Genomic DNA, 25,197 nt, shown 5'->3' with positions numbered 1-25,197 from the left:
GGCCAGGAGTTCTGCGGACGTCAGGCGGCCAGGGTCTCGCGGACGGTGAGCGTGACGTCGATGTTGCCGCGGGTGGCGTTGGAGTAGGGGCAGACCTGGTGGGCCTGCTCGACGATCTGCTCGGCGGTCTCGCGGGGGACGGCGGGCAGGTCGACGAGGAGCTGCACGGTGAGCCCGAACCCGCCGCTGCCGTTGGGGCCGATGCCGACCTCGGCGTTGACGACCGAGCCGTTCACGTCGGCCTTGGCCCGGCGGGCCACCACCCGCAGTGCGCTGTGGAAGCAGGCCGCGTAGCCGGCGGCGAAGAGCTGCTCGGGGTTGGCGGCACCGCCGGCGCCACCCATCTCCTTCGGCACGGCCAGGTCGACAGCAAGCGTGCCGTCGGAGGTCTCGACGTGGCCGTCGCGGCCGTCGCCCTTGGCGGTCGCCGACGCGGTGTAGAGAACCTGCATGAGAGTCACTGCTCCTTCTGTCGGTGGATGGTGTCGGTGACCCGGGTGAGGGTGTCGCGCAGCGCCACGAGCTCATCGAGGCTCAGCCCGGTGGCCTGCGCGACCCGCAGCGGTACGTCGCAGAGCTGCTCCCGCAGCACCCGACCCTGCTCGGTGAGGCCCACCTCGACCCGTCGCTCGTCGCGCGCCGACCGCCGCCGTGCCACCAGGCCCGCCGTCTCCAACCGCTTGAGCAGCGGGGAGAGCGTGCCGGAGTCGAGCCGCAGCTCGCCGCCCAGCTCGGACACTGTGGGTGCGTCGTCGGGGCGTTCCCAGAGCACCAGCAGCACCAGGTACTGCGGGTAGGTGAGCCCGAACTCGTCGAGGATCGGCCGGTAGACGTCGGTGAGGGCGCGCGACGCGGCGTAGAGCGCGAAGCACACCTGCCGGCGCAACAGCAGATCATCGGTCACCACTGAACCGTAGCCCACAATTAAGTTGTGCACAACTGATCTGCCTGCGGGATGGCCACGGCAATGACCGCCGGGCTGGCCAGGCGGTCACCGCCCGGGCCGACCTCAGCTGTCGCCGAGGTACGCCTCCAACTCCACCTCGACCAGGTGATCCGGATCCAGCAGGGCGGCCACCACCACGAGCGTGGCGGCCGGCCGGACCGCACCGAACACCGCGTTGTGCGCCCGGCCGACCTCGTCGGCGTGCAGCCGATCGGTCACGTACATCCGGGTACGGACCACGTCACCCGGCTCCGCACCCACCTCGGCGAGCGCCGCCAACCCGATCCGCAGCGCCTGCGCGGTCTGCGCCGCGGCGTCACCAACGTGGACCACCCGACCGTCCACCGTCGCCGTGCAGCCCGCCGTCCAGGCGAACTGCCCGGCCCGGACCACCCGTGAGTAGCCGTACCGCTGCTCCCACGGGCCGCCCGAGCCCAGCCTGGTGGTCGTCACGCCTCGGCCAGCGTCCGCAGCGCCTCGGCCACCGTGAACGCGCCCGCGTAGAGCGCCTTACCGGCGATCACACCCTCCACACCGATCGACTCCAGACCAGCCAGCGCCCGCAGGTCATCCAACGTGGACACCCCACCCGAGGCGATCACCGGTCGGTCGGTACGCGCACACACCTCGCGCAGCAGATCCAGGTTCGGCCCGCGCATCGTGCCGTCCTTGGTGATGTCGGTGACCACGTAGCGCGTCGCGCCCGCCTTGTCCAACCGCTCCAGCACCTCGTACAGGTCACCGCCATCGCGGGTCCAGCCCCGCGCCGACAGGGTATGACCGCGCACGTCCAACCCGATGGCGACCCGATCGCCGTACTCCGCGACCACCCGGTCACACCACACCGGATCCTCCAGGGCGGCCGTGCCGATGTTCACCCGCGCCGCCCCCGTACCCAGCGCCGCGCGCAACGACTCGTCGTCACGGATACCACCGGACAACTCCACCTTCACGTCCAACTGACGCACCACCTCGGCAAGCAGGTGGGCGTTCGTACCCCGGCCGAACGCCGCGTCCAGGTCGACGAGGTGGATCCACTCGGCGCCGTCGCGCTGCCACGCCAGCGCCGCGTCCAACGGCTCGCCATAGATGCTCTCGCTGTCGGCGGCGCCCTGCACGAGCCGGACAGCCCGGCCGTCGGCAACATCCACGGCAGGTAACAGGGTGAGGCTCACGGTCTTCTCCTCGATCAGGTACGGCGGTCCAAGGCGATCACCACGATCGCCGGCAGTACGAGCAGCAACAACACGATCAGCGCGATACGCAACGCCAGATTGTCGACGAACGTCCAGATCATGAGCACGGCCGCCCCGGTGAGCAGCACGATCGCCGCCCGCTCACCCCGCGAGTGCCGGGCCAGACGACCCGAGCGGCCCCGCCGCACCCGAGGCGTCAACCGGCGGACCACCGCCTGACGACGCTGCCGGCGGGCCACCCGGCGCTGCCGGACCGCCCGCTCCCGGGCCAGCACAGCCTCCCGCTCCGCCCGTCGGCGGGCCCGCTCCCGGCTCACCGCGCCACCCGCGCGCCAGTGCCACGGCTGCGCCAACCCGGCCGCGCCCGGCGGCGCCGACGCTCAGTCACCGCTGGGCAGCGTGGCGAGCCAGTTGCGCAGCAGCGCGGCACCGGTGTCGGCGGACTTCTCCGGATGGAACTGGGCAGCCGAGAGCGGCCCGCGCTCCACGGCGGCCACGAAATCGGTGTCATGGTGAGCCGTGGTCACGGCAGCACCGGCAGCCGCCAGCGCAGCCGGCTCACCCATCGCGTACGAGTGGACGAAGTAGAAACGGCTCTCGGCCGGCAGGCCGGCGAACAGCACCGAACCCCGCGCCGCCCGAACCGTGTTCCAGCCCATGTGCGGCAACCGGACAGCAGCCAGGCGGGTCACCCCACCGGGCAGCAGACCGAGCCCCTTGGTCACCACCCCATGCTCCTCGCCGTACTCGAAGAGCACCTGCATGCCCACACAGATGCCGAGCACCGGCCGGCCCGCCGCGACCCGCTCGGCGATCACCGGACCCGCGCCCAGCGCGTCGATCCCCGCCATGCACGCCGCGAACGCGCCCACGCCCGGCACCACCAGGCCATCGGCGGCAGCCGCCGCCGCGAGGTCGTCGGTCACCCGCACGGCCGCGCCGGCCGCAGCCAACGCCCGCTCCGCCGACCGCAGATTGCCCGAGCCGTAGTCGAGCACCACCACATCGGCGGTCACGTGTCCGACCCCGGGATCAGCCGCAGCACACCGGCGGCCGTGGCGAGCACCGCGAGCGCCCCGGTGATCAGCACGGCGACCTTCGGCGCACCCTGCCGGTACAGCGACCACGTGCCACCCACCAGCACCCCCGCCAGGATCAGCAGCAACGTCGGCAAAGCGCCACCCATCAGAGACACCTTCCATTCGCGGCTGCGGGGCTCCGCTGCGCTGCACTCCTCGCGCTCATCAGAGCCACCTTCCATTCGCGACTGCGGGGCTCCGCTGCGCTGCACTCCTCGCGCTCATCAAAGCCTCTTTCCATTCGCGACTGCGGGGCTCCGCTGCGCTGCACTCCTCGCGCTCATCAGAGCGCACCCTTCGTGCTTGGAATCGCGCCCGCCGCCCGCGGATCGATCGCCGCGGCCTCGCGCAGCGCCCGCGACACCGCCTTGAACTGCGCCTCCACCACGTGGTGCGCGTCTGGGTGGCCACCCGGGCGGGCCGCCCGCAGCACGTCGACGTGCAGGGTGACCCGGGCCGCCTGACCGAACGACTCCCAGATGTGCCGGGTCATGCTCGTCGCGTACACGGGCCCGATGTACGGCACGAGCAGCGGCTCGTCGTGCACCACGTACGGCCGGCCGGACAGGTCCACAGCGGCCCGTACCAGCACCTCGTCCATCGGCACCGTGGCCGAACCGTACCGCCGGATGCCCGCCTTGTCGCCGAGCGCCTGGTCGAACGCGGCGCCCAGGGCGAGCGCGGTGTCCTCAATCGTGTGGTGCGCGTCGATCTCCAGGTCACCAACGGTGCGCACGGTCAGGTCGAAGCCGCCGTGCCGGGCGATCTGGTTCAGCATGTGGTCGTAGAAACCCACGCCGGTGCTGATCTCGGCCGCGCCGGTGCCGTCGAGGTCGATCTCGACGAGGACCTTGGTCTCCTTGGTGATCCGCTCCACCCGGGCGGTCCTGCTCATGTCTTGCCTTTCGGTCGCGACTGCGGGGCGCGCAAGCTCACAGTCTCCATCGCGGTAAGGAAAGCGTCGGTCTCGGCGGGGGTGCCCGCTGTCACCCGAAGCCAGCCCGGCAGGCCGACGTCGCGGACCAGCACCCCCTGCTCCAGCAGGTCGCGCCAGGCGGTGGCCTGGTCGCCGCCGGTCTCGAACAACACGAAGTTGGCGTCGCTGTCGGCCACCCGCAGCCCTCGCCCGCGCAGGGTCGCCACGATCCGGTCCCGCTGGCCCATGATCGCGCTCACCGTACCGAGCAGGGCGTCGCGGTGCGCGAGCGCCGCGCGGGCGGCGGCCTGGGTCAACGCGGACAGATGGTATGGCAACCGGACCAACTGCACCGCCTGCACCACCGCCGCGTCTGCCGCCAGATAACCCAGCCGGCCCCCGGCGAACCCGAACGCCTTGCTCATCGTCCGGGTCACCACGAGCCGCGGGTGCCCGGGCAGCACCGCGAGGGCGCTGACAGTGCCGGGCCTGGCGAACTCGGCGTACGCCTCGTCGACCACCACAATGCCCGGCGCCGCGTCGAGGACCGCCGCGACCACCGCCGGGTCCAGCGCCGTGCCGGTGGGGTTGTTCGGCGAGCAGAGGAACACGACGTCGGGCTGGTGCTCGCGGACCTGGGCGACCGCCTCGTCGGCGGTCAACCCGAAGTCGACGCCGCGCTGCACCGGCACCCACCGGGTGCCGGTGCCCATCGCCAGCAGCGGGTGCATCGAGTACGCCGGCACGAAGCCGAGCGCACTGCGACCAGGGCCACCGAACGCCTGGAGCAACTGCTGCTGGATCTCGTTGGAGCCGTTCGCCGCCCACACCTGATCGACGGTGAGGTCGTGCCCGAGATAGTCGGCCAGATCGGCGCGCAGCGCCACCGCGTCCCGGTCCGGATAGCGGTTGAGCTCGCGCAACTCGGCGGCGAGCGCCTTACCGATGGCGTCGACCACCGGCTCCGGCACCGGGTAGGAGTTCTCGTTGGTGTTGAGCCGCACCGGCACGTCCAGCTGCGGCGCCCCGTACGGCGTCAGCCCGCGCAGGTCGTCGCGGATCGGCAGATCCTCCAGGCTCGTCACGCTGGCCCTCCCGGGAAGCGGGCCTGGACGGCCTGGCCGTGTGCGGGCAGGTCCTCCACGTTCGCGAGGGTGACCACGTGCGGGGCAACCTCGCGCAGGGCTGCCTCCGTGTACTCGATCAGGTGCACACCGCGCAGGAACGACTGCACCGACAGACCGGAGGAGTGCCGGGCGCAGCCACCGGTGGGCAGCACGTGGTTGGAGCCGGCGCAGTAGTCGCCGAGCGACACCGGCGACCAGGCGCCCACGAAGATCGCCCCGGCGTTGCGGACCCGTAGCGCCCACTCCCGGGCGTCGGCCGTCTGGATCTCCAGGTGCTCGGCCGCGTACGCGTCGACCACCCGCAGCCCCGCCTCGAGGTCGTCGACGAGGACCACGCCGCTCTGCTCGCCGGTCAGCGCCGTGGTCACCCGCTCGGTGTGCTTGGTGGCCGGCACCTGCCGGGCCAGCTCCCGCTCGACCGCGTCGACAAGCTCCAGCGACGGGGTCACCAGCACGCTCGCGGCAAGCGGGTCGTGCTCGGCCTGGCTGATCAGGTCGGCGGCGACGTGCGCCGCGTCGGCGGTGTCATCGGCGAGGATGGCGATCTCGGTCGGACCGGCCTCGGCGTCGATGCCGACCACACCGCGCAGCAACCGCTTCGCGGCTGTCACCCAGATGTTGCCCGGCCCGGTGATCAGGTCGACAGGCTCGCACCGCAGCTCACCGGCCGGGTCGACCGCCGAGCCGTAGGCAAGCATCGCCACCGCCTGGGCGCCGCCCACCGCGTACACCTCGTCGACGCCGAGCAGCGCGCACGCGGCGAGCACCCGGGGGTCGGGCAGGCCGCCGTTGTCCTTCTGCGGCGGGCTGACCACCACGAGCGAACGCACACCGGCCGCCTGGGCCGGCACCACGTTCATCACGACTGTCGACGGGTACATGGCCAGCCCACCTGGCACGTAGAGGCCGACCCGGTCGACAGGCAGCCACCGCTCGGTGACAGTGCCGCCCGGCACCACCTGCGTGACGTGGTCGGTGCGCCGCTGGTCGTCGTGCACCCGACGGGCACGGCTGATCGACTCCAGCAGGGCGGCGCGCACGGCCGGGTCGAGCACCCCCTCGGCCTCGGCGATCACCTCGACCGGGACGCGCAGCACCTCGGGCGAGACACCGTCGAACCGTTCACTGGCCTCCCGGATCGCCGGGTACCCATGCTCCCGGACCGCCTCCACGAGCGGCTTGATCCGCTCGACGGCCACGGAGACGTCGAGCTGGGCACGGGGCAGCAGGCGGCGCGGGTCACCGAGGCCACCGCGCAGGTCGATCCGATTCAGCACCCTTGCGAGTCTAGGCGGCGGGCCCGCCGCCCACCCGAGCCGTCCGCTCGGCGGGACGGTGAGCCGGGCCACGCCGTCGCGCGCCGGATTGGTTAGGCTCGACCACGTGACCGCACGGCTGCCGGTGTTTCCGCTCGCAACGGTGCTCTTTCCCGGGTTGGTGCTGCCACTGCACATCTTCGAGGAGCGCTACCGCGCCCTGGTCCGGCATCTGGTCGGCCTGCCCGAGGGCGCGCCGCGCGAGTTCGGGGTGGTCGCCATCCAGGCCGGCTGGGAGGTCGCGTCCACCGGTCCGGGTGGCCGACCGACGCCCGGCGTGGGCGATGTCACCCTGCACGAGGTGGGCTGCACCGCCGAACTGCGCCAGGTGACCGAGCTGGACGACGGCGGTTTCGACATCGTCACTGTCGGCCGACGCCGGTTCCGGATCGCCGACGTCGACGACGCCGCCGCGCCCTACCTCACCGCCGACGTCGAGTGGCTGCCCGAGCCGGCCGGGCCGGACGAGGTGGCCGACCTGCTGGCGGCGCGGGTGATCGCTGTGTTCCGGCAATATCTGGGGCTGATCCGGGCCGACCCCGAGGAGATCTCCGAGCAGCTGCCGGAGGACCCGACAGTTCTCTCCCACCTGGTGGCGGCCACCGCCGCACTGACGGTGGACGACCGGCAGCGGCTGCTGGCGATCGACGACACCGCCTCCCGGCTCCGCGCCGAGCTGCGGCTGCTCAACCGCGAGGCGGCTCTGCTGCGCCAGGTGCGGGCGGTTCCGGTGCCGCTGTCGGAACTGGCATCCCCGCCGACGCCCAACTGAGCGCCGCCGGGTCGGGCTCGGGCCGCAGCGACGGCCAGCGCGACCAGCCGGCCAGCAGTGTGTACGTGATGGCGGCGCCGAACGCCGGCAGCAGCAGGCTGCCGTGCGGCACCGGCAGCACGCCGAACAGCCAGTCGACACCACCGGCACGCAGGTCGGCGGGTTTGGTGAACGCCTGACCGGCGGGGGCGGTGTCCAGCAGCCGGTCGTAGGTGCTCAGGCCGATGCGGCGCCCCACCTGCCAGGCCACCGGCGCGGCGGCCAGCGCGCCAAGCACCGCGGCGAGCAGCCCGACGGGGCCACGCCAGCGCCGCAGCAGAAACCACAGGGCGAGCGCCGCCAGCACCCCGAAGCCGAGCCCGACGAGGCTGAACCAGCCGTCCGCGGCGATCGGCTGCTCCGGCTGCGGCTGGGCGTAGATGGCGCCCTCGGCGGTCTTGAGCACCGGGGTGTCCGGCGCGAGCGCCGCCCAGAGCAACCCGAGAGGCGCACCCAGCACGGCCAGCACGAGCGCGGTGCCGAGCACCGTCGCCCAGATCCGGCCCGGTCGGCGCGGCGGCCCCACCGGGAGCGGACCGACGAGCCCGTCGTGGGGCGGCGGCGTACCGCCCGGGCTGTGCGCCGGCGCGAACGGATCCGCGGACGCCGGAGGTACGGACGGCTCACCGCCGGGCGGCGTGGGCCGCTCGGAATCGGGACTGTCGGGGTTCACCCGATGATCCTCTCAGCTCGCCGCCCGGACCGTGCACTGTCGTCGGCGCTCCCGCCCGATGACGTGACCCCGCCGCCGGCGGTCACCTGGCGAACGGCTCCGCCATGACCGCTGCGGCACGCAGCCACGCCTGCCGGGTCTCCGGCTGGAGCTGGTGGTATTCGATCGACGACCCGGTCTCCAACGCCGGGTCGTACGGCACCACTGCCACCGCCCGGGTACGGGTGGCGAAGTGCCGCTCCAGATCGTCCTGCAACGGCGACCGGCCCGGCGTCGGGCAGGAGATGAGCGTGACGGCGTTGTCGGCCAGCTCGCCCATGCCGACCTCGTGCAGCAGGTCGAGCATCCAGTCGGCGCTGAACGCCGCGTCCTCACGGGGCACGGTGGTCACCACCAGCTGGTCGGCGGCCTGCATGACGGTGCGCCAGTTGGGGCTCTCCACGTTGTTGCCGGTGTCCACGCACACCACGTCGTGGGTACGCCGCAGCAGCTCCAGCACCCGTTTGACGGTGAACTGGTCCAGCCGCTGAGCGAAGCGAGGGCTCTCCTCGCCGGCCAGCACGTCGTACGAGCCGTCGGAGGCGTGCCGCAGGTAGTCGTCCAGCCGCTCCAGCAGGGTCGAGCCTTCCAGGATCTCGATCTGGGCGAGGTCGCTGATCAGGTGCCGGATGGTGCGGGCGTGCCGGGCGCTGCCGGCGCGCAGCCCGAGGGTGCCGCGCAGCTCGTTGTCGTCCCAGGCCAGCACGCCGCGCCCGCGTACGCTGCCGACGGTGGCGGCGGCGAGCACGGTGGCAGTGGTCTTGTGCACCCCGCCCTTGGGGTTGGCGAACGCGAACACCCGGGGCGTGCCCAGGTCGCGGCGGAGCACGGCGGTGGCGCGTTCCACCTCCTGGTCGACGCCCTGCGGACGCCACTCGATGCGGGCCGGGTAGCCGCGCTCGGCGAGCGCCGAGCTGACCGGCGGCGCGGGCGGTGGGGTGATCGGTGGGGCCGGCGGCGGGGTGATCGGCGGCGCGGCGGGTGCCGGCGCGGCCGGCACTGGCGCGTAGCCGGTACCCGGCTGGTAGCCGGTATCCAGCAGCGCGTACCGGGACTCGATCGTCGGCCCGCCCTGCCGGTAGCCGTTGTCGAGCAGCGCGTAGCGCGACTCGACAGGCTCGGCCGCCCGGCGCGACTCAGGCTCGGCACGCCGTGACTCGACCGGCTCGGCGCGGCGCTGCTCGACCGGCTCGGCACGGTAACCGGGCTCGGCGCGGTAACCAGGCTCGGCCCGATAACCGGGTTCGGCACCGTATCCCGATTCGGCACCGTATCCCGGCTCAGCGCGGTACCCCGGCTCGGGGCGGTACGCCGGCTCCGACCGATAGGCAGGCTCGGACCGGTACGCCGGCTCGGCGCGGTGATCCGGCTCCGACCGGTATCCCGGCTCGGACCGGTAGCCGGGCTCGGCACGGTAGTCCGGCTCCGACCGGTACCCCGGCTCGGAGCGGCGGGCAGGATCGACCCGGTAGGTCCCCTCGGCCCGGTAACCCGGGTCCTGGCCGTACGTCAGCTCGGCCGGATGCCCGATGGCGGGCGCGCGCCCGGCGTAGCCGTTGGGGGCCGCACGCCGCGGCAGGGGGTCCGGTGGCTGTTCGTCGGCCTGGCGGTCGGGCTCAGGCTGCTCCGCGGCGCGGCCGCCCAGCCGGGCGCGGTCCAGCAATGCCCGCCACCTCGGTGCTGGTTCGGCCGGCCGGCCCCAGCCGGTCTCACTGCCCTCCACGGCCCGCCCTCCCAGCGCCATCGATCTCCGTCTGACAGGCTACGAACGAAACCCTATTCGGACCACACCGGAGCACGCACACCACCCGGGGCGGATCACGACGGGGACGGCTCCAGCGGCCCGGCTCCGGTGACGTCCGGGGAGGTGGCGGTGCTCGTGGGGGTCGGTTCGGTGAGCGGAGCCGGCGGCAGCTCGGGTGACGGAATCGTTACGACCGGTGCGGGTTCCGACGATTCGCCCATCGGCTCCGGAGGCACCGGTGTGCTCGATGCCGACTCGCCCTTCCCCGCCGGGGTCTGCTCGGGCTCCGGGCCTGTGTCGGCCGGCGGGCGGACCACGTCGCGCTGCTCGGGCAGCGGTGCGGTGAAGACAGTGCGGTCCAGTCGGGACACCTCGGGGGCCGGGTCGACGGCCCGCACGTCCGGCCGGGTCGCCACCTGCCGCAGCGCCTGTGGCGCCGCCCGCACCACCGCCGCGTACACGCAGGCGCAGCCTGTGCGGTACGCCGAAGCCTCGGCGCTGGCCACCTGGGCACTGGTGGCGTACCACTGGCGCAGCTCGCGCTCGGCGGTGTCGCCACCCAGTGCGGCGGCCTTGGCCCGGTAGTCGGCGGCCTCGCCGTCCTTGCGGGCAGCGACCTCCGCCATCCCGACGACCACGTCGTCGGGCACCCGCAGCGCGGGGATCTTCACGATCTCCGTCTGCCTGCCGGGCAGCGGCACCCGCCCGAAGACCGCCGAGACCCCCACGTCGGCGAGCACCGCCGCCAGTCGCTGCGGCGGCAGGTACTCGTCGAGGGTGACCAGGGCGTACGTCCCGTCGCCGGTGGTCGGCGCGGCCGACGGCAGGGCGGCCAGGTCGGCCGCCGCGGATCGCAGGTAGCCGGGGACGGAATCGCCCTCGGACACCCCTACCCGGGTCACCTCGCCGACGGTCCGGTCGCCGACCGGCCGGTCGTCGGCTGCCCAGACGGCGGTGCCCAGCACCGCCCCAACGGACAGCAGGGCGACCCAGGTGAGCAGGCCGGGCCGCGCCGACCGGTCGGCAAGCCGGGTCGTCGTCCGGGTCAGCAGCGACAGCAGCCGTTGGTCCAACTGCCGCAGCAGGTCGCCGGCGCGCACGGGCGGGATCCCCTCGTCGGATAGGTGTCGGGCGGTCGCCGCTCAGTCACGCAAGATCTCAAGCGCACGCTCCAGGTCGTCAGGGTAGTCGCTGACGAACCGGACCTCGTCCCCCGTTCGGGGGTGCAGGAAGCTCAATTCGCGGGCGTGCAGCCACTGTCGGGCCAGTCCGAGACGGGCCGAGAGGGTGGGATCCGCGCCGTAGGTGAGATCACCCACGCAGGGGTGCCGCAGGGTGGAGAAGTGCACCCGGATCTGGTGGGTGCGGCCGGTCTCCAACCGGACGTCGACGAGGCTGGCGGCCGGGAACGCCTCCAGCGTGTCGTAGTGGGTGATGCTCGGCTTGCCGCCGGACACCACCGCCCACCGGTAGTCGTGGGTGGGGTGCCTGTCGATCGGGGCGTCGACGGTGCCCCGCAGCGGGTCCAGGTGACCCTGCACCACCGCGTGGTAGCCCTTGTCCACCTCGCGGTACTTGAAGGCCCGCTTCAACGCCGTGTAGGCCTGCTCGCTCTTGGCCACCACCATGATGCCTGTGGTGCCCACGTCGAGCCGGTGCACCACACCCTGCCGCTCGGCGGCGCCGCTCGTGGAGATGCGGTGCCCGATCGCCGCGAGGGCGCCGATCACCGTCGGGCCGGTCCAGCCGGGGCTGGGGTGCGCGGCCACGCCGACCGGCTTGTCCACCACGACGATGTCGTCGTCGGCGTACACCACGCGCAGTCCGGGCACCGCCTGTGGCACCACTGTCGGCGGTGCGACCGGCGCGGGCAGCGTGACCTCAAGCCAGGAGCCGGCCTTGACCTTGTGCGAGTTGGGTCGGGTGGCGCCGTCGACAAGGGCGTCGCCCGCGTCGATCAGGGCCGCCGCGGCGGTCCGGGACAGGCCGAACAGCCGGGACACCGCCTGGTCCAGGCGCATCCCGTCGAGGCCGTCGGGCACGGGCAGGGAACGGTGGTCGCCGCCAGCGGCGAACGCGGAGGTCATGCCCGCTCCCGCTGGTCGGCGTTCTCGGTGGCGCCGGCATCGACGGGAGCACCGTCGCGGCCGAGCCGCCGGCCGTCGCGCTGACGGCCGGTCACCTCCAGCAACACGGCCAGCACCACGCCGCAGAACAGCGAGCTGTCCGCCACGTTGAAGACCGGGAAATACTCGCCGTACGGGCCGAAGACGCTCACCATGTCGACCACGTGCCCGTGGAACGGGGCGGGCGCCCGGAAGATCCGGTCCACCAGGTTGCCGAGCGCGCCGCCGAGCACCAGGCCCAGGGAGATCGCCCACGGCAGGGAACGCAGCCGCAGCGCCATGAAGACGATCCAGCCCACCACACCGATGGTGATCAGCGGGAACACCCAGGTGTAGTCCGAGCCGATGCTCCACGCGGCGCCGCTGTTGCGGGTCAGGCTCAGATAGACGAGCCCACCGAGGATGCGCACCGGCTCCCGGTCGGTCAGCGCGGCCAGCGCGAGGTGCTTGGTGACCAGGTCGGTCACCAGGGACACCAGGGCGATCCCGGCGAGGATCGCGACGGCCCGGCGTCGGGCTCTGCCACCACCCGGATCGGTGTGGCCGGATTCGGCGGGCGGTGCTGCGGTCATGCGCTCCCCATCGACAGTCTCGGCGGTGATCGCTCACCGTCTCATCGCAGATGGGGAACGAGCGTCAGCGCCGCTCCTCCAACTGCTTGCACGTCACGCAGAGGGTCGCCGACGGGAAAGCGGCGAGGCGCTCGACCGGGATCGGGTTGCCGCACCGCTCGCACCAGCCGTAACCACCCTCGTCGAGGCGCTCCAGAGCGCGCTCGACCTGCGTGATCCGTTCCAGGATGCTGTTGGCGAGAGAGATCTCTTGCTCCCGCTCGAACGTCTTGGTGCCCGTGTCGGCCTGGTCGTCCCCGGCCGAGTCGGTCAGCCGATCGCGCTGCAGCTCGGTGATCTCGCTCAGCGTCTGATCGTACTCGGCGCGCAGCTCGTCCCGCCGGGCCGCCAACGCCGCACGGATCTTCTCGGTCTCCGCCGCGCTGCGGGTGACCTTGGCCACCGGCTTGCGGCCGGCGGTCTTGGTGTCGGCTGGCTTCGCCATGGGTCGCTCCCTCGGCCGCGGCGCCGCGTGGACCGCGGCACCTGGTCAGGGGGCGCCGACCAAGGCGTCCCCTAGGTACGAAAAGGGGCGCACGGCCACGACGGCCGCGCACTCCGGAGGTTCGCAAGAATACGGAACGTACAGGCGTCCGACAACGTGCCGCACCGTCGCACCGCTCAAGTGCCCCTAGCCCTACTGAACTGGGGCAAAGGGAACGCTAGCAGATCAACGGGCGGCCTCATCTCCGTACTCGCCAAACCACCGGGCCAACCGACCACGCCGACTGACCGCCCGCAAGCGCTGTTCGGCGGCGTCACGCACCCCGCCGGTGGCGACGATCAGCAGGCTGTCGCCGGTCTTGAGCCGGGTGCCCGGACCCGGCACGAAACCCGCCCCGTCGCGCAGCACCAGGGTCACCGACGCACCGACCGGCAGCCGCAGCTCGTCGACGTGCACGCCGGCCAGCCGCGAGCCCGGCGGCACCTCGACCTGCAGCAGATCCGCCCGCATCCGCTCCAGCGGCGCGGTCTCCACGTGGATCTCGGTGGCCTCGCCCGGCGCGGTGGTGCCCAACCCGCGGGCCACCGGCCCCAGCGTGCTGGCCTGCACCAGAGTGAAGATCACCACCAGCACGAAGACCGCGTCGAAGAGACGGTCCGCGCCGGGCACCCGCTCGGAGAGCGGAATGGTGGCAAGCACGATCGGCACCGCGCCCCGCAACCCGGCCCAGGACAGGAACACCTGCTCACGCAGGCCGACCCGGAAGGGCAGCGCCGACACGGCCACCGACAGCGGCCGGGCCAGCAGCACCAGCGCCAGCCCGGCGACCAACGCCGGCAGCACCGCCGCGTCCAACCGGCCCGGTGTCACAAGCAGCCCGAGCAGCACGAACAGCCCGATCTGGGCCAGCCACGCCAGCCCGTCGGCGAACCCGAGGATCGCCTGCCGGTGCGGAAGCCGGGCGTTGCCCAGCAGCACCCCCGCCACGTAGACGGCGAGGAACCCCGAGGCGTGCAGCACCGCGCCTGCGGCGTACGCCAGCACCGTGATGCCCACAGCGGCGATCGGATACAGCCCGGCCGACGGCAGCGCAGCCCGGCGCAGCGCCCAGGTGCCGGCGAGACCCGCCCCCACGCCCACCGCCGCACCGACACCCAGCTCGTAGCAGACCAGCCCGACCTCGTACCACCACGGATGCGCCCAGCCCTCGTGCGACAGCAGCACCACGAGCAGCACCACCGGGGCGTCGTTCATGCCGGACTCGGCCTCCAGCGTGGCCACCAGCCGGGGCGGCAGCCGCAGCCGGCGCAGGGTGGCGAAGACGGCCGCCGCGTCGGTGGAGGAGAGCACCGCGCCGTAGAGCATCGCCAGCCGCCAATCCAGCCCCAACATCAGGTGTACGGCGAGGCCAACCACCACGATGCTGACGACCACGCCGACGGTGGAGAGCGCGGAGGCCAGACCGAGCACCGGGCGCAGCGTGCTCCACCGTGCGGTCAGGCCACCCTCGGCGATGATGACGATGAGAGCGCAGAAGCCGAGGGCCCGGGTCAGCTCGACGTCGTCGAACCGGATGCCCAGCCCGCCCTCGCCGAGCGCCACGCCCAGCGCCAGGTAGACGAGCAGACTGGGCACCCCGAGACGGCTGGAGAGCCGGACCGCGCCCACCGCCACCAGCAGCACCGCCGAACCGAGCAGCAGTGCGATATCCAACCCGGGCGTCACGGTTGCCTCGCCCGGGTGTCGCTCACCCCGCGGATCCGTCCCGCAGTCGGCGTAGCGCCTCAGTCAGCTCCGGGCCGGGCCCGTCGACGAGGAAGAGCTTGTCCCGGCTGGCCGCGCCGGCACGCAGCGACACAGTGGACTGCCGGACACCCAGAGCGGCGGCGAGGGCTCGGCGGGCCGCCTCGGTGGCGCGGCCGTCCACGGCCGGCGCGTGCACAGCGATCACCAGGGCGGGGCCGTGCGGGCCGTCGAAGCAGCCACCGACACGGTCCCGGGAGGCGCCCGGCTTGACCCGCACCGCGACCGTGAGCGCGTCCTGCGGGGGCACGGGCGCCGCTTTCAGATCGGCCGGACGTCGGCGAGCAGGGCGGTGGCCGGCGCGCAGGTCGCGCACGGCGTGAAGCCGAGCTCGACGGCCTCGGTGACCGGGAGGGTTTCGGGCAGCCGACCGACGAGATGCGGACAGCTGGCGAGGTGGTAGCGGGGGCGGCCGTCGACCACGTCGACAGGGCTGGGCAGCCGGGCCACCCGGGCCGCTTCGGCAGGGGTGATCGCCTGCTCGGCAGGCTCGTCGGCAAGCGGGTCCGCGGCCGGTACGCCGGGCACGTCGTCGGCGCGCGCCGTGAACGGCGAGGCCGGCGGGGAAGGCGCCGGGCTGACCGGCGAGGAGCGCGCGGCCGTGCCGGCCGGAGGCTCGGCCACGAACGGCGCGTCGGGGTCGAACGGCGGCTCGGGTGGTTGCCGCCACCCGGTGCCGCCGTTACCGACCGTCGAAGGAACGTGCTGGACCGGCACGTCGTGCCCGGCCAGCGGTGGACCGTACGCGACACCCGGCCCGGACTGGCCGGCCGTGCGAGGTGCCGCAGGGGTCCGTGGGCCGGCCCGGCCGACGTCCGCCATCGCGCGGTTGGCGGCAGCCTGGCGGGCGCCCACCACCAACGCCACGGCGGCCAGCAGGCTGGCCCCGATGGAGATGGTCAACAGAATGCTGGAGCCGCCGGTCAGACCGACCACCAGCAGCACCACAGCGACGAGGATGAGCAGGAGACTCGCAACTATCACGGCTCACCCCCGCCGCGTCGTATTGCGCTGGCAGGGCCGGCGATCGTCACCATCCGTGGACAGCGATCGCCGGCCGGTGCTCAGCGTCCGGATTCGAGAGCGCCGGAGCGCCCGCCGCCGTACGAACCGGCGAGACCAGCCGCGGCCAGCCCGTTGCCGCCGGCAACCCGGCCTGCTTCGGTGCGGGTCATCTCGGCTTCGAGGCCCTGGCCCCGACCGTCGAGGTCCCGCAGCTGGCTCTCCAGGTACGCCTTGAGCCGGGTGCGGTACTCGCGCTCGAACTGCTTGAGCTCCTCGATGTGCTTCTGCAGGGCCGTGCGCTTGGCGTCCAGGCCGCCCATGGCCTCCTGGTGCCGCTGGCGGGCGTCCCGCTCCAGGGCGTCGGCCTTCGCACGAGCCTCGCGGGTCACCTCCTCGGCCTTGCTGCGCGCCTCGGACAGCAGTTGGTCAGCCTCGCGGCGCGCGTCGGACACGTGGTCGTCGGCGGTGCGCTGGGCCATCATCAGAACGCGCAGGGCCTGCTGCTCACCGTCACCGGTGACAGCCGGGCCGCCGGTCGCGCGGACCTGCTCCAGCTCGGCCTGCATGGCGCGGGCGGCCTGCTCGGCAGCGGACTTGTCGCGCTGCACCCGGTCCAGCTGGGCCTTGACGTCGTTGAGCTCCGCCGCCAGTCGGGCGTCGCCGCCGGGGCCGGCGGGGGCACCGCCACGGCCGCCGCGCTCCACCTGGGCGCGCAGCTCGTTGTTCTCCTCGATGAGACGGGCGAGCTCGCGCTCGACCTCGTCCAGGAAGGCGTCGACCTCCTCCTCGTCATACCCCCGCTTGCCGATCGGCGGCTTTTTGAAGGCGACGTTGTGGACGTCGGCCGGGGTCAGCGGCATCGAAACTCCTCGGGTCAGTTGCGGCCGCGAAAGCGCGTCGGTCATCAGGCAGATGCCCTGATCGACGGCCCTAACACGAACTCCATCAGCACGAACAGGATAACCAGGAGCACAAGGGAGGCCAGGTCGATGCTCACGGTACCAATTCGCAGCGGAGGGATCACACGCCTCAACGTGTTGAGAGGGGGATCAGTGACGCTCCACACGGATTCCAGTCCTGCCGATGCGCCCCGCCCCGGCTGCCACCGGCGGCCGTATTGAAGAACAGCGCTCAACACGAACCGGGACAGAAGAACGAGCAGGAAGACATAAAGGACCAGATACAGCACTTGCAGTAAGATCGACAACACGGTCAGCGACGTCCCTCGGGTCGGGCGGGGTCAACTCAGGCTGAAAAAACCGCCCTCAGCGATCTTGGCCTTGTCCTCAGCGGTGACCTGGACATTGGCCGGTGAGAGCAGGAACACCCGATTGGTCACGCGCTCGATCGTACCGCGCAGCCCGAACGCCAGCCCGGCGGCGAAGTCAACCAGACGGCGGGCATCGGCCTCGTCCATTTCGGTGAGGTTGATGATCACCGGTACGCCGTCGCGGAAGTGCTCACCGATGGTGCGCGCCTCCCGGTAGGTGGTGGGGTGCAGCGTGGTGATCTGGTAGCGCTGCTCCTCCTCGGGCGCGGCGACACGCTCACGTGCCGTGGCCTGCGGAGCGAGGGCCAGATTGTCGCGCGTGTGGTAGGTCAGCGCGCCGGACGTCTCACCTGCCGACGACCGGGTGATCGAGCGTACGCTGGACCGCTCGACGCGCTCGGGACGCTCACCGTCGCCACGGTCGGACTCGCTGACCCGCCCGTTGGCCCGGTCGGAGAACCGAGCACGCTCGCTGGCCCTCGGCCGGGGAGCCGGCGGCTCCTCGTTGTCGTCGTCGTCCTCGTCGGTGAACTCCTCGGCGTACCGGCTCTGCCGGTAACGCGACTCACGGTAGCCACCCTTGTCGTAGCCTCCGTCGTCGTAGGCCCGCTCGTCGTCTTCCTCGACCAGACCGAGCCAGACCCCCGCCTTGCGCAGTGCACCCATCCCGCGCCCTTCCGTCCGCCGTGCGGCACTCGCCCCCGTGCCATGTCGCCAGTCGCGAGTGGACAACCATGCCCATCGGACCGGAACGGCAATCCCCTGGCACGCGATTCGCGTCGCGCGCCACAACCCCCGACAAGGGGACGCCGTCCCTGAAACAACACTGATGTAATTTGCGTGTCTCGCGTCAGGCTACCGCAGCGTGGGACGCATTCCGAGCAACGCGCTGCCGACGCGGACATGTGTCGCGCCATATCGGATCGCGATTTCCAGGTCGCCGCTCATTCCGGCGGACAACGCCGTCGCTCCCGGATGGAGCGCCCGAAACGACTCGGCCACCTCGGCGAGCCGGGCAAAGGCCCGCTCCGGCTCCCACCCGAGCGGGGCGACAGCCATCAGGCCGGCCAACCGCAGCGCCGGCGCGCCGGCCACCGCCTCGGCCACCGGCTCCAGCCCGGCGCCTGGATCGGCCGACCCGGGTTGCGCGCCACCACGATCCGGGTCGCCGTCGATGCTGACCTGCACCAGGGCATCCAGCGGCCGTTCCCGGTCCGCCGCAGCGGACGCCAGCGCGCGGGCCAGCCGCACGCTGTCCACCGAGTGCACGACGTCGGCGTACCGGACCACCGACCGTGCCTTGTTGCGCTGCAACTGGCCGATGAAGTGCCAGCGCGGGCTCACCCCGGCGGCGGCCACCTCGGCGGCCTTACCGGCCGCCTCCTGGTCGCGGTTCTCCCCCACGTCGGTCACACCGAGCCCGGCCAACACCAGCACGTCGCTGGCCGGGTACGTCTTTGTCACCGCGATCATCGTGACATCGGCGCGGTCCCGGCCGGCGTCAGCGCAGGCGTCAGCGATCCGGGCACGCACCTGGGCCAGGCCGGCCGCGAGTTCGGCGCGCCGGTCCGGTCGTGCCGTGGTTGAGCTGTCAGTCATCGGCGGTGCTCAGGACCCGTTCTTGAGGAAGTCGGGCACGTCCACGTCGTCGAACAGCACCCGGCGCGGCGACTGGGTCGGGGCCGGCAGGGTCGCCGGCGCGGGCACCGGGTTGCTCTGCGGCGCCGGCTGGTTGGTGTTGGTCTTGCGGGTCGGCTCGGCCGCCTTGTACGCCGGCGTACCGCCGTCGAAGCCCGCGGCGATGACTGTCACCCGCACCTCGTCGCCGAGCGCGTCGTCGATCACCGCGCCGAAGATGATGTTGGCGTCCGGGTGCGCCGCGTCGGTGACCAGCTGCGCCGCGTCGTTGATCTCGAACAGGCCCAGGTCGGAGCCACCGGCGATGGAGAGCAGCACGCCGCGCGCGCCGTCCATGCTCTGCTCCAGCAGCGGGCTGGAGATGGCAGCCTCGGCCGCCTCGACCGCGCGGTTCTCGCCGCGGGCGCTGCCGATGCCCATCAACGCGCTGCCCGCGCCGCTCATCACGCTCTTGACGTCGGCGAAGTCCAGGTTGATCAGACCCGGGGTGGTGATCAGGTCGGTGATGCCCTGCACGCCGGAGAGCAGCACCTGGTCGGCGGTGCGGAACGCGTCCATCATGCTGATGTTGCGGTCACCCAGGGCCAGCAGCCTGTCGTTCGGGATCACGATCAGCGTGTCGCACTGGTTGCGGAGTTCGTCTATCCCGGTTTCGGCCTGCACCTGGCGGCGCTTGCCCTCGAAGGAGAACGGCCGGGTCACCACGCCGATGGTCAGCGCGCCGAGCTTGCGGGCGATGTTCGCCACCACCGGCGCGCCGCCGGTGCCGGTGCCGCCGCCCTCACCGCAGGTCACGAAGACCATGTCGGCGCCCTTGAGCACCTCCTCGATCTCGTCGCGGTGGTCCTCGGCGGCGTTCTTGCCCACGTCCGGGTTCGCCCCGGCGCCCAGCCCACGGGTCAGCTCCCGGCCGACGTCGAGCTTGACGTCGGCGTCGCTCATCAGCAGCGCCTGGGCATCGGTGTTGATCGCGATGAACTCGACGCCCTTGAGCCCAACCTCGATCATCCGGTTGACGGCGTTGACGCCGCCGCCCCCGATGCCGACGACCTTGATGACCGCCAGGTAGTTGTGCGGAGGTGTCATCTCCGGTCCTTTCCCTTCGAGATTGGCTTCGGCCGACCGGGTACGGCGTGGCCAGCCCAGTGGCCGACAACAGCTGTCACCAGCGAGGATCAGAGGTGAACCCTCACCCTCTACTAGAGGCTTACAGTTATGTCAACCACTGATCCTCTTCGGGGCAACGTAAGCGCCGCCGCCCGATGAGCCAAGGACCTGCCCGGCGTGTCGCAGCTGGAGCGCGACTCGTCACGTCCCCGCACCCCCGTGTCGGTCAGCGGAAGGTCACCACGTCCGGTGAACTCACGTCGATCCGGTCGGCGTCCTCGTCGAGCAGCGACGTGGCTACCCGGGCCTTGTCCGCACCCCGCGTCGCGTCGCCCCAGACCACCGTACGGTCGCCGCGCAGCCGCAGGTTGATCCGAGCCAGGCTCTCCACACTCACGTCCACCAGTTCGTCGCGCAGCTGCGGGGTCAGGGCCGCGAGCACCTCCAGCCCGGCCCGGGTGCCCGGGTCGTCGGCGGCGGGCCGGACCACCCGTACCACCGGCAGCCCGGCGGGGTGGCGGCCCACCGTCTGGAACGCCACGCCGCTGCGGTCGATCAGGGCGAACACCGCACCCTGCGGCACCGCGGCCACCGGCGTCCGTTCGGTCACCCGGACCACGAGCGACCCGGGCCAGTCCCGGGACACAGTGGCCCGCTCCACCGGCGCCAACGCACCGACCCGACGCTCGGCGGCGGCCAGGTCCACCCGGGCCAGCGGCACCCCGTCGGGCACCCCCACCGCGTCGCGCACCTCCACAGGGGTGACGAGCTGCGCGCCCTCCACGGTCACCGCTCGGACCCCGAACAGTCCGGTGCCCAACACCGTCCAGGCCACCAGCCCGAGCAGCGCCAGCACCCCGGCGGCCGCCGCCCACGGCAGCGCCGCACGCATCCGGCGCTGCCGTGCCCGCGCCATGAACCGGCGGGTCGACGGCGGCACGGCATCGCTGCCGGCCCGGACCAGCTGCCAACGCCGTACCGGGCCGCGTCGTGGTTTGCCGCCCTCGGCGCCGCTGGTCCGCCCTCGGGCGGGGCCGGGGCTCATCCGGCCGGGGGCGCCGCACCGTCCGGTGCGGCGGTGCCGCCGAGGGCCGCACCGTCACCACCGGCGGTGGACCCGCCGGGCACCGGCTGGCCGATCGCCGGGGTGGTGGCCACCGGATCGACGGTCGCGGTCGACGCGGAACCCGGGGTACGCGCGCCCAGGGCGACCAGCAACTCGTCGCCCATCAGCGAGATCGGCGGGGCACCCATGGTCACCACGACGTCCCCGGAGCGTGCCCGGCGGGCCACCTCGACAGGCGCCGCCTCCCACGAGTCGACGAACACCTTCCGTTCGGCGGGCAACGGCACCGCCTCGATCAACGCCGCCGAGCCCTCACCGGGCTGGCGCAGCTCCCCCGGCCCGAAGACCTCCAGCAGCACCACCTCGTCGGCGATGGCCAGCGCCTCGGCGATCTCCGCCTGGTTGTCGCGGGTCCGGTACATCCGGTAGGGCTGGAAGACCACTATCAGCCGCCCGTCCCCGGCCACCTCGCGCAACGTCTGCAACGCCAGCGTGATCGAGGTCGGGTGGTAGGCGTACTCGTCGTAGACAAGCACGCCGTCCGCGACGCCCTTGCGCTCGAAGCGCCGCCGCACGCCGGGAAACACCGCGAGCGCCGCCTCCGCGGCCTCCAGAGGCAGCCCCAGCAGGTACGCCGTCAGCACCGCCGAGGCGCTGTTGAGTCCCATGTGCCGACCCGGCACCGGCAGCCGGAACTCGCCGAGCGACCGCCCGTCGATGGCGGCCAGGTAGCGAACCCCCCGCGCCGACGAGACGATCTCGGTGAGTCGCAGGTCGGCGTCCTCCGCCGCGCCGTACGTGTGGACCCGCCGCCCCTCGGCGCGCAGCGTCGCCGCCAACCGCCGGCCACCCGGGTCGTCCGCGCAGGTGATGATGAACCCGTCCGGGTCGGTGAGCCGGGCGAACTCGACGAACGCCGCCTCAAGCGTCGCGTAGTCGCCGTAGGTGTTGAGGTGGTCCGCCTCGACGTTCGTGATGATCGAGACGTACGGGCGGTAGATGAGGAACGAGCGGTCGCTCTCGTCCGCCTCGACCACGAAGTGCTCACCGGTGCCGTGGTGCGCGCCCGAGCCGACCTCGGAGATCTCCCCACCGATCACGAACGACGGGTCCACACCGGCCTGCTGGAACACCATCGTCACCATCGACGTGGTGGTGGTCTTGCCGTGGGTGCCGGCCACAGCGATCGCACGACGGCCGGTCATCGCCGCGGCGAGGGCCTCCGAGCGGTGCAGCACCCGCAGGCCACGCCGGCGCGCCTCGACGATCTCCAGGTGGTCCTGCGGGATGGCCGAGGAGTAGACAACGGTGTCCACACCGTCGAGGTTCGTCGTCTCGTGGCTGAGGTAGATGGTGCCGCCGAGCGCCCGCAGCCCGGCCAGTGACGGCCACTCCCGCAGGTCGCTGCCGGAGACCCGGATGCCCCGGGTGAGCAGGAGGCGGGCCACGCCCAGCATGCCCACCCCACCCACGCCGATCAGGTGGACGGCGCCCAGGTCCTCGGCGGTGAGCGTGCCGGCCGGGGTGAACTGCGCGGTCATCGGGCCACCGCCTCGAGGACGAAGGAGCGCAGCGCCTCGTCACCGTCGCGCCGCCCGTACGCCGACGCCGCGGCGCCCATCGTGTACAGCCGCTGCGGGTCGCGGATCAGTGGGATGACGGCCCGCTCCAGCCAGTCCGGGGTGAGTTCCGCGTCGTCGACGAGCAGCCCACCACCGGCCTCCACCACCGGCAGCGCGTTGCGCTTCTGCTCCTGGTTGCTGTGCGGGTACGGCACGAAGATCGTCGGCAGCCCGATGGCGGCTACCTCGGCGACGGTCATCGCCCCGCCCCGGGCCAGCATCAGGTCGGCGGCGGCGTAACCCAGCTCCATGTCCGACAGGTACGGCAGCGTCACGTACGGCACCGGGAGGTCCGTGGGGATCGGCACCGGCTCGTTGCGGGCGCCCATCACGTGCAGCACCTGCACACCGTTGCGGGCCAACTCCTTGGCGGCGCCGGAGACGGCCAGGTTGACCGAGCGGGCACCGGACGAGCCGCCGGCGACGAACAGCACCGGCAGGTCCGGGCGGAGCCCGAAGTGGGCGCGGGCGGCATCACGCAGCGCGTGCCGGTCCAACGAGGCGATGGAGCGCCGCAGCGGCACACCGACCACGGTGGCGTGCCGCAGCGCCTCGGCCTGGCTCGGTTGGTGCGGAAAGCCCACAGCGATGTTCTTTGTGAACTTCATGCCCAGCCGGTTGGCAACCCCCGGCGGCACGTTCACCTCGTGGATCACCATTGGCAGCTCACGCCGCCACGCGGCCAGGTAGGCCGGCACCGACACGTACCCTCCGAAGCCGACGACCACGTCGGCCCGCACCTCGTCGATCACCTTGCCCGCCGCGCGGGCCGCGGTCCACATCCGACCCGGGGTACGGACCAGGTTCATGTTGACCGACCGGGGCAGCTGGTACGCCGGAATCTGCCGCAGGTCGTAGCCGTGCGGCGGGATCAGCTCGTTCTCCATGCCCTTCGGTGTGCCGAGGCAGGTGATCCGGACGCCGGGGTCGTGTCGGCGCAGGCAGTCGGCGAAGGCGAGCAGCGGGTAGATGTGCCCCCCGGTGCCACCTCCCGCGAGCACCACCGAACGCAGCGGACCCATCAGCGTCTCCTCTCGCTCGCCGACCCCGTGCGGCTCCGGCCCTGCCGGACGCCGCGCGATGCGGCCTGGTCGTCCTGTCGCCGCTCACGGGACCGGGGCACTGACCCTCGGCCAGCCGGCTGCGTCGCCGGTCGGCGACGCCGGCCGGGAAGCGGCGGCAACGGGGCCCAGAGTAGTCGGACCCACCGGGCCGGCGGACGGGCATGCAGTGCTCTGGCCGCATCGGGTTCGGCGCGGGCGAAGGACGCCAGCATGCCGATGCCGGCCAACGTCACGACCAGGGCACTTCCGCCGTCGGAGATGAACGGCAGCGGCAGACCGGTGATCGGCAGCAGCCCGACCACCCCACCGATATTGATCACCGCCTGGCTCATCAGCCAGGTGGTGACGGCTGCGGCGGCGAGCCGCCGGAACGGGTCGTCGACCCGCCGGGCGATCCGCAGCCCGGTGTACGCGAGCACCGAGAACAGGCTCAGCACCACAGCGCAGCCGATCACGCCCAGCTCCTCGGCGATGATCGCGAAGATGAAGTCGTTGTGTGCCTCGGGCAGCCAGTCCCACTTGAGGCTGCTCTTGCCCAGCCCGACGCCGAACCAGCCGCCGTGCTCGATGGCCAGTCGTCCCTGATAGAACTGGTAGCAGGGGTCGCCGCACTGGTCCGGTGGCGGCGGGTTGAGAAACAGTGTGAGCCGCGCCAGCCGGTAGTTCTCCGCGCCGCGCTCGCCGGAGCCGGCGCCCAGCGAGGCCACGGCGACGAGCAGGCCGACGCCGAGCAGGCCGACGACTGTCAGCGCGCCGAAGACGCGCATCCGCACCCCGGCCGCCCAGAGCAGACCGACCACCAGGGCCAGCAGGCAGAGCATGGTGCCCACGTCGTTGTAGCCGACAAGCACGAAGAGCAGACCCATCACCGGAAACAACGGGGTGGCCAGCTCGCGCCACCAGCCCAGCGCCGCACCCTTGCGGGCGACGATGTGCGCGCCCCACAACACGAGCGCGAACTTGGCGAACTCGGAGGGCTGCACCTGGATCCCGCCGATGAACAGCCACAGCAGCCGCGCCTCGATGGGGCCGATCGACGCCGACTCCCGGTGGGTGAGCCGGGCGTACGCGAGTAGCAGGTTGAGCACCAGCAGCAACCCGATCGAGATGATCAGCAGCGGCCGGCCCAGCGACCGGTACGTGCTGGCGGGCAGGCGCTGGCAGACCCAGAACGCGCCGATGCCGATCACCGCGAAGATGGCCTGCTTGGTCACCGAAGCCGAGGCGTTGCCGCCCACGGCGTAGTCCTTCACGCTTGTGGCCGAGAAGACCATCGTCAGCCCGATCAGCAGCAGCAGGCCGGCGCTGGACAGCAGCAGATAGTAGGAGGCCAGCGGCCGGTCCAGCAGCCCTCGCAGCGCGGCAAGCCCGCCGGCGGCGTCCAGCCCGCGCAGCGGCGCCCCGGTCGGCGTGTCCGGCCCGGCATCGCGTCGCGTGGCCCCCGGTTCCGGGCCGCGCGCGTCGTCCGGCGGCGGTGCGCCGGCCTCAGCGGTCCGCGCCCCGCCCGCTGGGCGTCGCGGTCGCCCGCCCGTCCTGTCCTCAGTGCCGAGTTCCTCCCCCACCCCGACATCATCACCGCTGGGCGCGCCCGAC

Annotated in this window: 29 protein-coding genes; 1 reads left to right on the top strand and 28 read right to left on the bottom strand. The window is 72.5% G+C overall.

Annotated features, from left to right (window positions below; translation table 11 throughout):
- Positions 1 to 20: 20 nt before the first annotated feature.
- From ADK66_RS21640 to hisD, 10 genes are all read right to left on the bottom strand, one after another.
- On the bottom strand, positions 21 to 452 hold the full coding sequence (locus ADK66_RS21640) for an organic hydroperoxide resistance protein (RefSeq protein ID WP_053658134.1): 432 nt from the start codon (positions 450 to 452) through the stop codon (positions 21 to 23).
- A 5-nt stretch (positions 453 to 457) separates the two neighbouring features.
- Positions 458 to 904 carry a MarR family winged helix-turn-helix transcriptional regulator gene (locus tag ADK66_RS21635; protein WP_053658349.1) on the bottom strand — a complete coding sequence of 149 codons (447 nt, stop codon included), beginning with the start codon at positions 902 to 904 and terminating at the stop codon, positions 458 to 460.
- 105 nt (positions 905 to 1,009) lie between these two features.
- Entirely contained in the window at positions 1,010 to 1,399 is a 390-nt protein-coding gene (locus tag ADK66_RS21630; protein ID WP_053658132.1) for a RidA family protein, read from the bottom strand.
- Positions 1,396 to 2,121, bottom strand: coding sequence for a bifunctional 1-(5-phosphoribosyl)-5-((5-phosphoribosylamino)methylideneamino)imidazole-4-carboxamide isomerase/phosphoribosylanthranilate isomerase PriA (gene priA, locus ADK66_RS21625; protein WP_053658130.1), 726 nt, complete (start codon positions 2,119 to 2,121; stop codon positions 1,396 to 1,398). The genes ADK66_RS21630 and priA overlap by 4 nt, the downstream gene beginning before the upstream one ends.
- 14 nt (positions 2,122 to 2,135) lie before the next feature.
- Complete coding sequence (locus ADK66_RS21620; RefSeq protein ID WP_053658347.1) at positions 2,136 to 2,459, bottom strand: hypothetical protein; 324 nt, start codon at positions 2,457 to 2,459, stop codon at positions 2,136 to 2,138.
- 63 nt (positions 2,460 to 2,522) lie between these two features.
- Positions 2,523 to 3,158: an imidazole glycerol phosphate synthase subunit HisH gene (hisH, locus tag ADK66_RS21615; RefSeq protein WP_053658128.1), complete on the bottom strand. Its 636-nt coding sequence runs from the start codon at positions 3,156 to 3,158 to the stop codon at positions 2,523 to 2,525.
- A complete protein-coding gene (locus ADK66_RS31950) occupies positions 3,155 to 3,328 on the bottom strand; it encodes a hypothetical protein (RefSeq protein WP_167943297.1) in 174 nt (57 codons plus the stop codon). Before ADK66_RS31950 ends, hisH begins: the two co-directional genes overlap by 4 nt.
- Before the next feature lie 176 nt (positions 3,329 to 3,504).
- Positions 3,505 to 4,116: an imidazoleglycerol-phosphate dehydratase HisB gene (gene hisB / locus ADK66_RS21610; RefSeq protein ID WP_053658126.1), complete on the bottom strand. Its 612-nt coding sequence runs from the start codon at positions 4,114 to 4,116 to the stop codon at positions 3,505 to 3,507.
- Positions 4,113 to 5,222, bottom strand: coding sequence for a histidinol-phosphate transaminase (locus tag ADK66_RS21605; RefSeq protein ID WP_053658124.1), 1,110 nt, complete (start codon positions 5,220 to 5,222; stop codon positions 4,113 to 4,115). The genes hisB and ADK66_RS21605 overlap by 4 nt, the downstream gene beginning before the upstream one ends.
- Positions 5,219 to 6,541 (bottom strand): histidinol dehydrogenase, encoded by a 1,323-nt coding sequence (gene hisD, locus ADK66_RS21600; protein ID WP_053658122.1) that lies wholly within the window; start codon positions 6,539 to 6,541, stop codon positions 5,219 to 5,221. Before hisD ends, ADK66_RS21605 begins: the two co-directional genes overlap by 4 nt.
- 106 nt (positions 6,542 to 6,647) lie before the next feature.
- On the opposite strand from hisD, the gene ADK66_RS21595 reads away from it, so the two are divergent.
- Positions 6,648 to 7,352 carry an LON peptidase substrate-binding domain-containing protein gene (locus tag ADK66_RS21595; RefSeq protein WP_053658120.1) on the top strand — a complete coding sequence of 235 codons (705 nt, stop codon included), beginning with the start codon at positions 6,648 to 6,650 and terminating at the stop codon, positions 7,350 to 7,352.
- Here ADK66_RS21595 and ADK66_RS21590 read toward each other — a convergent pair.
- The 18 genes from ADK66_RS21590 to ADK66_RS21505 form a co-directional block, all read right to left on the bottom strand.
- Positions 7,267 to 8,064, bottom strand: coding sequence for a DUF2567 domain-containing protein (locus ADK66_RS21590; protein WP_082377592.1), 798 nt, complete (start codon positions 8,062 to 8,064; stop codon positions 7,267 to 7,269). The two genes, ADK66_RS21595 and ADK66_RS21590, sit on opposite strands and share 86 nt — an antisense overlap.
- A gap of 82 nt (positions 8,065 to 8,146) precedes the next feature.
- Positions 8,147 to 9,847, bottom strand: a complete 1,701-nt coding sequence (locus ADK66_RS21585) for an AAA family ATPase (RefSeq protein ID WP_082377591.1) — start codon at positions 9,845 to 9,847, stop codon at positions 8,147 to 8,149.
- 74 nt (positions 9,848 to 9,921) lie between these two features.
- Positions 9,922 to 10,947 (bottom strand): hypothetical protein, encoded by a 1,026-nt coding sequence (locus tag ADK66_RS21580; protein ID WP_053658117.1) that lies wholly within the window; start codon positions 10,945 to 10,947, stop codon positions 9,922 to 9,924.
- 42 nt (positions 10,948 to 10,989) lie between these two features.
- Positions 10,990 to 11,934, bottom strand: a complete 945-nt coding sequence (locus ADK66_RS21575; protein WP_053658115.1) for an RluA family pseudouridine synthase — start codon at positions 11,932 to 11,934, stop codon at positions 10,990 to 10,992.
- On the bottom strand, positions 11,931 to 12,545 hold the full coding sequence (gene lspA / locus ADK66_RS21570; protein WP_053658113.1) for a signal peptidase II: 615 nt from the start codon (positions 12,543 to 12,545) through the stop codon (positions 11,931 to 11,933). The genes ADK66_RS21575 and lspA overlap by 4 nt, the downstream gene beginning before the upstream one ends.
- 64 nt (positions 12,546 to 12,609) lie before the next feature.
- Positions 12,610 to 13,029: a TraR/DksA C4-type zinc finger protein gene (locus tag ADK66_RS21565; protein WP_053658111.1), complete on the bottom strand. Its 420-nt coding sequence runs from the start codon at positions 13,027 to 13,029 to the stop codon at positions 12,610 to 12,612.
- 225 nt (positions 13,030 to 13,254) lie between these two features.
- Positions 13,255 to 14,754: a potassium/proton antiporter gene (locus tag ADK66_RS21560; protein WP_053658109.1), complete on the bottom strand. Its 1,500-nt coding sequence runs from the start codon at positions 14,752 to 14,754 to the stop codon at positions 13,255 to 13,257.
- Between the two features lie 22 nt (positions 14,755 to 14,776).
- Positions 14,777 to 15,082, bottom strand: coding sequence for a DUF167 domain-containing protein (locus ADK66_RS21555; protein ID WP_053658107.1), 306 nt, complete (start codon positions 15,080 to 15,082; stop codon positions 14,777 to 14,779).
- An 11-nt stretch (positions 15,083 to 15,093) separates the two neighbouring features.
- Positions 15,094 to 15,816, bottom strand: a complete 723-nt coding sequence (locus ADK66_RS21550; protein ID WP_053658105.1) for a hypothetical protein — start codon at positions 15,814 to 15,816, stop codon at positions 15,094 to 15,096.
- Positions 15,817 to 15,896: 80 nt separating this feature from the next.
- Positions 15,897 to 16,697 carry a DivIVA domain-containing protein gene (locus ADK66_RS21545; protein WP_053658343.1) on the bottom strand — a complete coding sequence of 267 codons (801 nt, stop codon included), beginning with the start codon at positions 16,695 to 16,697 and terminating at the stop codon, positions 15,897 to 15,899.
- Positions 16,698 to 16,741: 44 nt separating this feature from the next.
- Positions 16,742 to 17,047 (bottom strand): YggT family protein, encoded by a 306-nt coding sequence (locus ADK66_RS21540; protein ID WP_053658104.1) that lies wholly within the window; start codon positions 17,045 to 17,047, stop codon positions 16,742 to 16,744.
- A 30-nt stretch (positions 17,048 to 17,077) separates the two neighbouring features.
- Positions 17,078 to 17,773, bottom strand: a complete 696-nt coding sequence (locus tag ADK66_RS21535) for a cell division protein SepF (protein ID WP_053658102.1) — start codon at positions 17,771 to 17,773, stop codon at positions 17,078 to 17,080.
- Positions 17,774 to 17,962: 189 nt separating this feature from the next.
- Positions 17,963 to 18,706, bottom strand: a complete 744-nt coding sequence (locus tag ADK66_RS21530) for a YggS family pyridoxal phosphate-dependent enzyme (RefSeq protein ID WP_053658099.1) — start codon at positions 18,704 to 18,706, stop codon at positions 17,963 to 17,965.
- A gap of 9 nt (positions 18,707 to 18,715) precedes the next feature.
- Positions 18,716 to 19,831, bottom strand: coding sequence for a cell division protein FtsZ (gene ftsZ / locus ADK66_RS21525; protein ID WP_053658097.1), 1,116 nt, complete (start codon positions 19,829 to 19,831; stop codon positions 18,716 to 18,718).
- Between the two features lie 247 nt (positions 19,832 to 20,078).
- On the bottom strand, positions 20,079 to 20,897 hold the full coding sequence (locus tag ADK66_RS21520) for a cell division protein FtsQ/DivIB (RefSeq protein WP_053658095.1): 819 nt from the start codon (positions 20,895 to 20,897) through the stop codon (positions 20,079 to 20,081).
- Positions 20,894 to 22,459, bottom strand: a complete 1,566-nt coding sequence (gene murC, locus ADK66_RS21515) for a UDP-N-acetylmuramate--L-alanine ligase (protein ID WP_053658094.1) — start codon at positions 22,457 to 22,459, stop codon at positions 20,894 to 20,896. Before murC ends, ADK66_RS21520 begins: the two co-directional genes overlap by 4 nt.
- Positions 22,456 to 23,562, bottom strand: a complete 1,107-nt coding sequence (gene murG, locus ADK66_RS21510; protein WP_053658093.1) for an undecaprenyldiphospho-muramoylpentapeptide beta-N-acetylglucosaminyltransferase — start codon at positions 23,560 to 23,562, stop codon at positions 22,456 to 22,458. The genes murC and murG overlap by 4 nt, the downstream gene beginning before the upstream one ends.
- Positions 23,562 to 24,989, bottom strand: a complete 1,428-nt coding sequence (locus tag ADK66_RS21505) for a putative peptidoglycan glycosyltransferase FtsW (RefSeq protein WP_197281606.1) — start codon at positions 24,987 to 24,989, stop codon at positions 23,562 to 23,564. Before ADK66_RS21505 ends, murG begins: the two co-directional genes overlap by 1 nt.
- Positions 24,990 to 25,197 lie beyond the last annotated feature (208 nt).

Source organism: Micromonospora sp. NRRL B-16802 (assembly GCF_001279555.1).
Taxonomy (GTDB): Bacteria; Actinomycetota; Actinomycetes; order Mycobacteriales; family Micromonosporaceae; genus Micromonospora; species Micromonospora profundi.
The sequence above is the reverse complement of the archived record's forward strand: the minus strand, read 5'-3'. Positions and strand labels throughout refer to the sequence as shown.